This window comes from Rhodocyclaceae bacterium, assembly GCA_020248265.1.
Lineage (GTDB): Bacteria > Pseudomonadota > Gammaproteobacteria > Burkholderiales > CAIKXV01 > CAIKXV01.
Map to the genome: position 1 here is coordinate 1 of JADCHX010000016.1, position 11,764 is coordinate 11,764.

Annotated in this window: 4 protein-coding genes; 1 reads left to right on the plus strand and 3 read right to left on the minus strand. The window is 68.2% G+C overall.

Annotated features, from left to right (window positions below; translation table 11 throughout):
- On the minus strand, nucleotides 1-7,755 hold a 7,755-nt coding region (locus ING98_15105), incomplete at its 3' end, for a hypothetical protein (GenBank protein ID MCA3103192.1).
- A gap of 620 nt (nucleotides 7,756-8,375) precedes the next feature.
- On the minus strand, nucleotides 8,376-9,518 hold the full coding sequence (locus ING98_15110; protein ID MCA3103193.1) for a hypothetical protein: 1,143 nt from the start codon (nucleotides 9,516-9,518) through the stop codon (nucleotides 8,376-8,378).
- Nucleotides 9,519-9,724: 206 nt separating this feature from the next.
- Between ING98_15110 and ING98_15115 the strand changes: the two genes are divergently transcribed.
- Nucleotides 9,725-10,702 (plus strand): tripartite tricarboxylate transporter substrate binding protein, encoded by a 978-nt coding sequence (locus tag ING98_15115; protein ID MCA3103194.1) that lies wholly within the window; start codon nucleotides 9,725-9,727, stop codon nucleotides 10,700-10,702.
- A gap of 112 nt (nucleotides 10,703-10,814) precedes the next feature.
- Here ING98_15115 and ING98_15120 read toward each other — a convergent pair whose 3' ends face one another.
- On the minus strand, nucleotides 10,815-11,759 hold the full coding sequence (locus tag ING98_15120) for a DUF2950 domain-containing protein (protein ID MCA3103195.1): 945 nt from the start codon (nucleotides 11,757-11,759) through the stop codon (nucleotides 10,815-10,817).
- Nucleotides 11,760-11,764: the final 5 nt, after the last annotated feature.

The following is an 11,764-nucleotide window of genomic DNA, read 5'->3' on the forward strand; positions in this document are numbered from 1 at the left end:
GGCCGCCACCAGTGCGTAGCTCCACGCGCCGCTGCCGTTCGCCGTCACCGTGCGAACGTTCCCCGTGCCCAGCGTGAGTGCGACCGTGGTGTTCGCTTCTGCCGTGCCGCTGATCGTGGCGCCCTGCTCGGTCGCATTCACGACGTCGTCACCCGCAACGGTCGAGATCACCGGCGCCGCAGGCACCTGCGTGTCGATCGTGATGCTTAGTGTGCCCGCCGTGCTCGTATTGCCCGCAGCGTCGCGCGCGGTGGCCGAGATCGTCTCCGCCCCCTGCCCCATCGCCGTGATGTCGGCCGCCACCAGCGTGTAGCTCCACGCGCCGCTGCCGTTCGCCGTCACCGTGCGCACGTTCCCCGCGCCCAGCGTGAGGTCGACCGTCGCGTTCGCTTCCGCCGTACCGCTGATCGTGCCGCCCTGCTCGGCGGCGTTGACCACGTCGTCGCCCGCCACCGGTGCAATCGCAGGCGCTGCAGGCGCCAGCGTGTCGACCGTGATCGCTCGTGTACCCGTCGGTCCCGCGTTGCCCGCTTCGTCGAACGCGGAGGCCGAAAGCGTCACCCCGCCCTGACCCATCGCGGTAATGTCGGCTGCCACCAGCGTGTAGCTCCACGCGCCACTGCCGTTCGCGGCTACCGTGCGGATGTTCCCGCCCAGCGTGAGACGTACCGCCGCATTTGCTTCCGCCGTACCGATGATCGTGGCGCCCTGCTCGGCGGCGTTGACGAAATCGTCGCCAGCCACCTGGGAAATCGCCGGCGCCGCAGGCGCCAGCGTATCGATTGCGACGATCCTGGTTCCCGCTGAGCTCGTGTTGCCCGCTACGTCGCGCGCAGTGGCCGACAGCGTTTCAGGGCCCTGGCCCATCGCGGTAATGTCGGCCGCCACCAGCGTATAGCTCCACGCGCCGCCGCCGTTCGCCGTCACCGTGCGAACGTTGCCCGTGCCCAGCGTGAGTGCGACCGTCGCGTTCGCTTCCGCCGTGCCACTGATCGTGGCGGCCTGCTCGGCGGCGTTGACAACGTCGTCGCCCGCCACCAGGCCGATGCTCGGCGCGGCCGGTGCCTGCGTGTCGATGACGATCGAGTACGCGGTGCTGGCGGCGCCCTGGTTGCCCACCGCGCTCTCGATCACCGCCCTGAACGCGTGCGCCCCCTCCGGCAGCGCCGGGGTGGTGTAGCTCCAGGTCGAACCGGTGACCGTCGCGCTTCCGAGCCGAGTGTCGCCGTCATAAACGGCAACTACCCCTGTGCCGAGCGTGCCGGTGATCGCCCCCGTGAGGGTCGGTGTGACATCGTCGGTGCGCCCGCCGGACGCCACCGGCCCAGTGAACAAACCCGCGTCGTCCGTGATGCCGGTGATGCTCGTCGTCGCCGCTGGGAGCGCCGCGTCGACGGTGACCGCGTATTGGGTGCCGGTCGCCCCGCTGTTGCCGGCGCGGTCCTCGACCGCTGCGGTGAATCGGTGAACGGCGTTGGACAGGCCTGCCGTCGCAAATGTCCAGTTTGTGCCAGTGACCTGCGCGGTCCCGAGGCGCACGCCGTCGTCGTAGACTGCCACCACATCGCCCGGGGCGAGCGCCGCGCTGACGGTGCCCGCGACCTGAAGCGTGTTGTCCGAGGTAAGCCCCCCGACCGCGACGGTCGTCCCGGGAACCCCGGCCGAGTCGGTGTTCCGGACTGCCGTCACCGCGGCTGTGGATGTCGGGGCGGTCGTGTCGAGGGTAAAGCCACCGACGCTGCTCGGCGAGCTCGAGTTGCCCGCCACGTCGGTCACCACGGTAGACACCGTTACCGCTCCATCGCCCAGCGTCGCACGCTGGGCCGCATTGAGCGTCACCGCCTGGGCACTGCCGTTACCGGTCAGCGTACGGCTCACCGTACCGGAGGCACCGGTGAGGGTGACGGCGATCTCGGCACCCGACTCCGCGCTCACCGACAGCACGCCGGACGGCGCCGTTGCCTCCGCAGCGGTGAGGAACCCGTCGCCGACCCCGACGATGACCGGAGTGGGCGGCGTGAGATCGACGATGACCCTGCCAGGGAGCGCTGAAGGTGCACTCGCGTTGCCGGCGGCATCGACTTGCCGCACCAGGATCGCGCCGCTGGTGTACGCGCCCGCCGGCAGCGAGAAGGCAGTGCCGCTGCCCGCGAGCCACTGCGCGTCATTGTCGAGGCTGTACTGCCAGTTCGCCCCCGACTCCAGCCCGGTGATCACGACGCTCGGGTCGCGGGTCACCCGGTCGATTGCGCTGCGACCAGTGTCCTGGGCGAGCGCGGCGATCAGCGTACCCGGTGCGACGGTGTCGAGTACGAACCCACCTTCGGTACGCGTCGTCGCATTGCCCGCTGCGTCGACGCTCTGGGTGCTGGCGGTGACGCTACCCTGCCCGAGTGCCGCGAGGTCGGCGGGCGACAGCACGACCGAGACGGTGCCGGCGGCCACCGCTTTGGTGACCGTTCCGCTGCTGCCGGCGAACACTACACTGGTCGTGGCGCCGCTCTCCGAGACCACGCGAACCACCCCGGTTGCTGCGGCGGCTTCCGCCGCGGTCAACTGACCGTCGTGCAGCGGCGTGACGCTCAGCGTGGGCGCGAGCGTGTCGAGCGTGAATGCACCCTGGCTCCTCGATACCGCGTTGCCGGCTGCGTCTGTCGCCGTGGTCTGCACGGTAACGGCGCCCTGGCCAAGCTGTGCCACGTCCGCGGCATTCAGGACCACGGCCTGCGCCGTGCTGTCGCCGACGAGCGTCTTCGCCACCGTTCCTGCAGTGCCGGTGAACTGTACGGTCACCGCTGCGCCCGGCTCGGCGTTCACCCGGATGACGCCTTGCGCAGCGGTCGCTTCCGAAAGGGTCTTGGCGTTGTCGCCGACCGCCACCACTCCGAGTGCTGGATCACCGGTGTCGAGCACGAAACTGCCCATCGAGCGCAGACGGACATTGCCCGCCGCGTCGGTGGCCCTGGCGAGGATGCTGACCGGCCCCTCGCCGAGGGTGACGAGTTCGGTCACGGACAGCGCATCCACCGTCTGTGCGGCACCCGTCGCCGCGAGGCTGCGCGTGACGGTGCCCAGCGAACCGCTGAGGGACACGTTCACGGCGGCACCGGACTCGGCGGTGACCGTGAGGAAGGGTGCGGTCGCTTCGGCGCGGGTCCTTGCTGCGTCGCCGGAGTCGGTTACCGCGAGGGCCGGTGCAGTGGTGTCGAGGGTGTAGCTGCGCGCGGTCTCAGGACCCTTGTTGCCGGCAAGGTCACTCACCTGCAGGCGGATGGTGTTCGCACCCGGAACCAGCGTCACCCCGGCCCACGACACGGTGGTGCCGCTGACCGAGGCGGTGATGTCGGTCCGCGGGGTGCCGCCGTCTACCGAGGCGAAGAGGCGCTCGGAGGGGGCAAGCGGCGCACTCAGCGTCGCGGTCACCGTCTGCGCCGCGCTGCGGGTGAGGAAGTCGGTGCTGCTGCTGCCGGTATCGGCGGAGAGCGCGATGGCCGAGATCGTCGTGACCGGTGCCACGGTGTCGATACGCACGACGAGGGACGAGGATGCCGTACTCGTGTTGCCAGCGAGGTCTACGATCTTCGCGGTGAGCGCGCGGTCGCCGTCGAGCAACGTTCCGGAAGCGATGTCGACATAGCCGTTGTCGATGTTCGTTTCGGTGAGTACCGTGCTGCCGACGAGCCCGCCGTCGGCGAAGAGCTGTACCGTGTTGCCCGTGGTTGCCGCCTGGCCGTCGGTCCGGGCGACATCGAAGCGCACCCGCAGCGTCGGGGCGGCGGAGGCGGTGATGTCGTCGCTGCTCGACGAGCCGCTGTCGGACTGCGGACGCAGGTCGGGCGCCTGGGTCGGGGCGAGCGGAGCGATCGTGTCGAGAATGTCCGCCTGGGCCTGGGTGATCGCGTTGAGGTCGGTGGCAGCCGCGATCTCGACGGTGGCGTTGCTTATCTCCGTGTCCGGGCGGGTGGTGGCCGGACCGGCGGCGGTGAGCAGCGCAGGTCCGAGATCGACCGAGGGCCCGCCGGCGGTGACCGCCGACACGAGGTTGTCGAACACCTCGTTCGATGCCTGGGTACCGTCGAGCCCTGCCGCAGGTGCCGATGCCGCCAGCATGGCCACGGTCGCGATCTGGGCGGCCGCCTTCTGGACCGCCAGCGCCTCCGCGTCGCCGGGCGCCGCGGTCAGCGGGTCGAACGTGAGCAGGTCGACCCCGGGCGGAAGACCGAGCTTCGCGACAATCTGCGCCACGGCATCGGACGAAGACAGCGCGTTGGCCTCGGCGTAGCCCTGCACCAGCGTGGTCAGCGGCGACACCGTCGTCGAGCCCTGCGGCGCGCGGTAGATCACCGTGTTCGGAACGCCAGTATCGATGTTGACGCCACCGATCGCCATGATCGTCCCGGCGGGCGTGCTCGGGGGCAGGAAGAAGTTGCCGCTGTCGTTGGTCACCCGGCCGGTGTCGACATCGGCCGTGCCGTCGAGGTCGGTGTCGATCCAGATCTGGGCGCCGCGGATGTAGCCGTCGATCAGGCTGCCGCTGGGCACGCTGACGGGCTGCCCGGTGAGCGCAGCCGCCGCATTGCCTGCGACATCGCGGATGGCGCCGGTGCCGGGAGGCACATAGGAAAGGGTAACCGCGCTGCCGTTGGGCACGGCGGCAGCCAGCGTGAGCACGATCTGGATCCCGGTCACGGCCGCGCCGGTGACGGCGACCGGCGCGCCGTCGGCCGTCACGGTGAAGCTCTCCGCGGCAGGCGCCACGCCGGAATCCAGGGCCGTGGCTTCGGTATACGCAAGTATCAGGGTGTCGCCGTTGAGCTCGGCCGAGGCCAGCACGGGTGCGACGGTGTCGATCGCGAACGAGGTCCCGGACGACGTGGTGACATTGCCCGCCGCATCGGTCGCGATCGCCGATACGGCGACATTGCCCTGGCCCAGCGTCGTGAGTTCGGTGCCCGACAACGACAGGGTCTGCGCCACCCCGGTGCCGGTGACCGCGCGGTTGACCGTACCCGAGGAACCGGTCAGCGTGACGTTCGCCGTCACGCCGTTCTCGACAGTGATCGTCAGCGCACCGGCGCCCGCTTCCGCTGCGGTCTTGGCGGCATCGCCAGCGACGCTCACCGAGAGCGACGGCGCCAGCGTGTCGAGCGTGAACGCGCCCGAGCTGCTGCTCGTGACGTTGCCGGCAGCATCGGCCGCGGTGGTGGTGACACTGACCGAGCCTTCACCGAGGGTGGCGAGCTCGGACACGGAGAGCGTCACCGCCTGCACCGACCCGGTACCGGTGAGCGCGCGCGTGACTACGCCCGACTGTCCGGTGAACTGGACCAGGACGGCCGCCCCGGTAGCGGCGGTGATGCCGATGACCCCAGCGGTGTCCGTCGCCTCGACGGCGGTCTTGTCCGCATCCCCGCGCGCCTGCACGGTGAGGCTGGGCGGCGTCGTGAACAGGCTGAACCCGCCGGTAGCGCTGGAGATGGTGTTGCCGGCCGCGTCGTTCACGTTGGTGGCAACGGCGACCGCGCCGTTGCCCAGCGTGACGACCTCGCCCGGCGTGAGGGCGACCGGTTGCGCGCTGCCCGTACCGACGAGCGTCTTCGTTACCGAACCCGAGCCGCCGGTGAACGTCACGGTCACGCTCGCGCCGCTTTCGGCCGTCACCGTGAGCACACCGCCTGCGGCGGCCGCCGAGGCGGCGGACTTCACGTTCGAGCCGATCGCCTGCACGCTTGCCGCGGGCGCCTGGGTGTCCAGCACGAAGCCGCCGGTCGTACGCGTCGTCACGTTGCCGGCGAGGTCGGTTGCCGTCGTCGTCACGGTCACCGGACCTTCGCCAAGCGTTGCCAGATTGGCGCTGTCGAGCGTCACGGCCTGTGCCGCGCCGGTCCCGGTGAGCGAACGGGTGACTTGCCCGGCGGAGCCCGCGATCACGACCGCCACCGCAGCGCCGGTCTCGGCCGTGACCTCGACGACACCGCCGGCCGCAGTGGCTTCAGCTGCCGTCTTCGCCGCATCGCCCATCGCGGCGACGGAAAGCGTCGGGGCCGCGCCGTCGATCGTCACCGACAGCGCAGCAGACTGCGCGCTCGCGTTCCCGCCTGTGTCGGTCAGCCTCGCGCTCAGACTTTGCGGGCCGTCGGCGAGCGGATTGAGCGTGAGGTCGATCCGGCCTGCAGCGATGTCCGCCGCAGACAGCACCGCTACCGCCACCACCGTGGTTCCCGCGAACACCCGGACGGTGTCGCCGGCCACGGCCGCACTGCCATCGAGGGCGGTGGTGTTGAAGGTGATCCGTACCGTCGGCGTCGGGTTGCGCGTGATGTTGTCGGTGGCGGATCCACCGGTGTCGGAAGCCGCCAGCACGTCAGGAGCGGCGATGGGCGCGGCCGGTGCCGTGCGGTCGAGCGACTGCCCCTGGACCAGCGACACCTGCCCGATGGAGGTCGCGCTGGCGATACTGCTGGACGTGCTCGCTAGCGCCGCCGACGTCGACGTCGTCACCCGACCGCCGCCGCTACCCGTGAGCAACGCATCGATCGTCGCATTGGCGGTGAGATCGATCGCCGTGCCGCCGCCAATGGCGGCGAGCGTGTTGGCGACGATCGTGCTCGCCACCTGCGCCGCACTGAGCCCCGTCGCCGGGTTGGCCATGGCCGTCATCAGCAGAGAGGCGAACTGGGCGGCCGCCTTCTGCACCGGCAGCGCGCTGGTGTCCGTGGCGGACAGTGGATCGTAGGTAAGCAGATCGACGCCGGGCAGCCCGAGGCCGTTCTGGATCACGGTTTCGGCCGCGGACGCGCTCAAGCCTGGATTGGCCTTCATGTAGGCGTCGATCAGCGTGGTGATCGGGTTCACCACCGAGGCTCCCGCCGGCGCGCGCAACGCGACCGTATTGACGATGCCGGTGTCGATGTTGACCCCGCCCACGGCGATTACCGCGCCGACCGGTGCGCCAGGCGGCAGGAAGAAGTTGCCATTGGCATCGGTCAGCACGCCCACGAGCGCCTCGCCCGATTCGGCGACCCCGTTGCCATTGGCATCGATGTAGATCTGCGCGCCGCGCACGTAGCCGTCGGCCACGATGCCCGACGAGAAGGCGAAGCTCGCCACGTCGACGCCAGTCGGACCCTGGAGGCCGTTGGCGTCGTCGCTGGCCGTGGGGTCGGTGTAGGTCAGCCGCACCAGCGATCCGCTGCCGATCGACGAGGCAACGGTGAGCGTGGCGGTGCTGCCCGAGGTGGTGACAGCCGAGACCGTGGTCGGGGTGCCATTGACCGTGACCGAGAAAGCGCTCGTCGCCACAGCATTGGCGTCCAGCGCGCCGCTGAAGGTGATGACGATCTGTGTGCCGCTCGCCGACATGGAAACGGCCGTGGGCGATGTCGCGGTGCTGCTGCCGGTCGCGGAAGACGTGCTGCCGCCGGTCGCAGGCGGCGTGCTGGATCCGCCGCCGCCCGCCGCCGCCGCGGCCACGCCGAGCGCCATGCCCGCGATCAGCAGCCCCTGGCCGCTGGCGCCTGCGGCGACCCCCGCCGCCGGAGACACGGTCGTGCCGGTAGCCGAGGACGCAGTCGTGCCGGCGATGCTCTCGCCACCGGTGCCCGCCAGGGGCGCGTCGGCCGGAGCCTGCGCGACCACCATCCCGAGCGATTGCGTGTCCGCCGGCACGGCGTCGAGCCCGTCAAGCGCGGCGCGGCGCGGCTCGTCACAGGCGACGACCTCTTCCGCGTCTTCTACCCGCTTCCCACGTACCAACGCCGCTCGCTGCTTCGGCGGGGGGAGCACTGGGCTCTGCCCGTCGAGCAAGGCAATCCGGGGCGCCGCTGGAACCCGCGCTTCGGGCTGCGCTGGAGCCGTCCGGGTCTTGCTGGAAGCGATGCTCTCGTTGATCGCAGACGGCCCGCACGACTCACTCATGCTATCGACTCCTGATTGTCATTTTCCCGCAATGTAAACCGCCGCCTCTTGTCCGCTTCCTGTGCCCTTCGAGTCAGGCTCTCGACCACTTCCTTCCGGTTGCGAAACTCTCGTATGGCTGGATCCGCGCAGATAGCTGATAACCAGCGGACATTACCGCTGCAAAACCCGTTCTCGCATCCTCAACATTGATGATTGACCGACCTGCCCCTCCCACCCGTACCAACGCGAAGTTGTAACCGTTCAAACCGCGACGCCTATTGACAGCGCGCCAGATCCGATGCAGGCGCAGCACGGTGTGAGCCACATCCTGATCGAGGCAGACAGGGCCGGGCCGGCCGATCCAGCACGGCTACATCGCGAGCTTCAACGAAATGCTGCGCGATGAGTTCCCCGGACCGAACTCACCGCGTTGCTGGCGACAGGCCTGTCTACTGCCTAGCGGCAGGGAGCTGACCTCATCCCCGAATCGGCAGCGCCATCAGCACGCGAACCAGATCGGTTTGACGCTCCACACCTGCTTTGTCCATGATGCGCTGAATGTGGGTGCGAACAGTAGCCAGTGCTACGGCCTGTTGTTGTGCAATCTGCTTGGCATTTGCACCGCCTGCTATTCCCGCAGCAACGCGGGCTTCGGCGGGTGTCAGACCAAAGCATTCAGCCACGATGAATGGGTCGATGACGCGCTGGTTGGCGTTGGGGTCATGCAAAACAACCAGCGCACGGGACGTGTGCCCAAAAGCGCCCATGGTTTGGGCGGGGTGGATGGCACTGATGAAGGCCAGCCATGCCTTGCCGTCGGGTCTGGTCAATGAAACCGCGCGCTTGTTCTTTGACGCTGTAGCGTCTGGCGCGGGGCTTGACAGTTGCAGGCCATGAATTGCCTCTGTCAAGGCGCTGTCGCTGGCCCTGTCTCGGCAGGTCAAGAAACCGCCTTGCTCAGCCACCACATCGCCCTGCGCCAGCAGTGCCAGCGCAGCCGGATTGCGGTGCCAGATGCCGCGGGTTTCGTCCAGCAGCAGCATCGGGTAATTGAACTGCCCGAGCAACTCACGAGCCATGCCAAGTTCTGCATAGGATTCGCGGATGTGGACGAAATTCGAAAACGCTTCCGTCAGGTGATGCTTGACCTGCTCCAGCAGCGGCAGCTCCGCCGGACCAATGGGTTGGCTGCCATGGCCGCGCATGATGCCCAGCATGAACAGCACTTCGTCGTTATCGATCAGCTTGGTACCCGACAGATATCGCCCGCCATGCGGGATCAGGAAGTCTTGGTAGAAAGCGCTGGCAGCAACATACCCATCGTCAAAATGCTCATGGCAATGCATCCACTGTGTGATGGGCGTCGCCAGTGCGGGTGCTATACGTGGGTTGGATGCATGAAAAAAACGGATGTAGTCCAGTGCTGCCTCGGGTGGGGCTACGCCGCCTTCGGCGCTGAACAACAGGCCGCCGGTCCTCTTGTCAATACCGATGACCTGCACACCCCAAAGGCCAAGCAAATCAGAAAGCGCGGCAAAAGGCTTGCGCCAGTCTGTGCGGCCAGCCGCCGCTGCGTAAAAATCTGAAAAGATGGAATCGGCTTGCAGCATGTCTGTCATCTGACTTTGCGAGGGGAAAAATGATACCCACAGACCACTGATTGAAGTCAACAAGATTACCCGCCATCCCGCGCACTGCCTGGAGCCGCATGTGGCGGCCGACGGCCTACCGCTTCAAGGTCTATCATGCGATTCAGGTCGAAGAAAACGAATCGCTGTTTCCGGTGACGCTCGCTATGCGCTGAGCGCACACGGAGGAGGGAAACATGAGGCTCGAATCCGCGGTGGTCGCCGTGCTGCTTTCGGTCCTGCTGCCTGGCGCTCCCACGCACGCCCAGCAGAAGGCCGGCGACTTTCCGGCACGCGCCGTGCGGCTCGTCGTCCCGTACCCGCCCGGCGCATCGAACGACATCGTCGCGCGGCTCCTCGGGCAGAAGCTGTCCGAGGCCTGGGGCCAGCAGCTGGTGATCGACAACCGCAGCGGCGGCGGGGGTCTCGTCGGCGCCGAGATCGTCGCGCGGGCCAGTCCCGACGGCTACACGCTGCTGATGACCAACCCGGGCTCCAATGCGATCAACTTCGCACTGCGTGCGAAGACTCCTTACCGCCCGGAAGACTTCGCTTCGGTGACCCTGCTCGGCTGGTCGCCGATCATGTTGCTGACCAGCACGGCGTTCCCGGCGGCGAACATGAATGAGCTGATCGCGATCGCCAGGGCGAAGCCGGGCCAGCTTTCAGGCGGATCTTCCGGCACGGGCGGCAGCAGCCACCTCGCGCTAGAGTTCTTCAAGATGCTGTCGGGTACCGACATCCTGCACGTGCCGTACAAGGGTGCCGCACCCGCGATCACCGACATGATCGCGGGACAGGTGAGCATCATCTTCACCACGCCGGTCACCGCGCAGGCGATGATCCGCGCGGGCAAGATCAAGGCACTCGCCGTCGCCGGAAACCGGCGGCTCGACGTGTTCCCCGATGTGCCGACCACCAGCGAACAGGGGATGAAGGGCTACGACGTCAACATCTGGTTCGGTATCTCCGCGCCTGCCGGCACGCCGCGCCCGCTGATACTCCGGATAGCCCGCGACCTGCACGCAGCCATCGCGTCGGCCGACGTGAAGGAGCGTTTCGCAGGACTGGGCCTGGCGGCGCAGGTCAGCACGCCCGAGGCGTTCGACCGCCTCATCCGCGAGGACATCGAGCGGTGGAGCACGGTCGTGAAGGCGGCGAAGCTCGCGCCCTGAGCGGGTGCCCGCGCACGACAGAGAACTCGGCCCCCCTGTACCTCGGTACCGTTAATCGAGGTACAGGGCTCAGTGCTTTGCACCTGGCCGGCCCTGATGCCGACCAGGCAGATCACGGCTGGGTTCGCCGCCAGCGCGAGTCAGGATTGAAACGCTGGATGCTGGCAGCGATCTTCGCGCTATTGGGCCCCAGGTTACGCTCGTAGATCACGCCATCGTGGTTCACGATGAAGGACATCACGCCGGATCGGCCGTAGCTGACCGGCCAGGCGATCAGCGCAAAGCCGCTGACCATCCGGTCGCCGATCAGGTAGCTCGTGGCGCCACCGGGTGCCTGCGGGCCCTGTCCGGTGAGGATCCGGAAGTGATAACCGTGGTAGCCCGTCCCGGGCCGATTGGGCAGGAAGGCCTGCCCCAGCGGGCTTTCGTCGCCGAGATCGGGGCTCCAGATGAGACCATCGCGCTTGCCCGGGCTGCTGACCAGGCGGCGCGCATACTGCAGTGCGCCGCTGCCGATCCGGTCGACCGTGGCGTACTCGCGCTGTGCATCCAGATAGGCCAGCATCGCCCGCATGGCCGAGCGTTCGTTGGTGCCGATACGCTGTTCCAGGAGGGCTCGCAGGCCACCGCTCACGTCGAACTGCCAGCGTCCGTCGGTGCGCTGAAGCAGCGGTATCGGCAGCACCCAGTCGTCGGCACCCACCGACAACTCACCCCTGCGGCCATCGAGCATCCTGACCGAACGTGTCTGTCGGGCCTTGTCAACGAAGGCGCGCACGTCAGCGGGGTCCATCCGGTCGAGCGGTACCAGCGTCTGTGCGTCTTTTCCCAGTACCTGCGTCAGTGCCGTTCGATCGTTGGCGGCGACGGCTTCTATCAGTGCATCGGCCGCCGCTTCTGGCGTTGCGTACGGCGCCTGCGCAAGTGCAATGCCGTGCCCGGAAATCATGCAGGCCAGCGCCGCGACACGGGCAAGCTGGCGCAGCCACGGCGCAAGGGTCGATCGAACCGGAGTCGACGCTGCAGCGGGCAAGTCGCCGGTGGGGTGTCCTGTCATCATCG

Bases quoted from the DNA above. Each gene is read 5' to 3' on its own strand.
- ING98_15120 (MCA3103195.1), bottom strand. From the start codon at position 11,759: ATGACAGGACACCCCACCGGCGACTTGCCCGCTGCAGCGTCGACTCCG.
- ING98_15110 (MCA3103193.1), bottom strand. From the start codon at position 9,518: ATGACAGACATGCTGCAAGCCGATTCCATCTTTTCAGATTTTTACGCA.
- ING98_15115 (MCA3103194.1), top strand. From the start codon at position 9,725: ATGAGGCTCGAATCCGCGGTGGTCGCCGTGCTGCTTTCGGTCCTGCTG.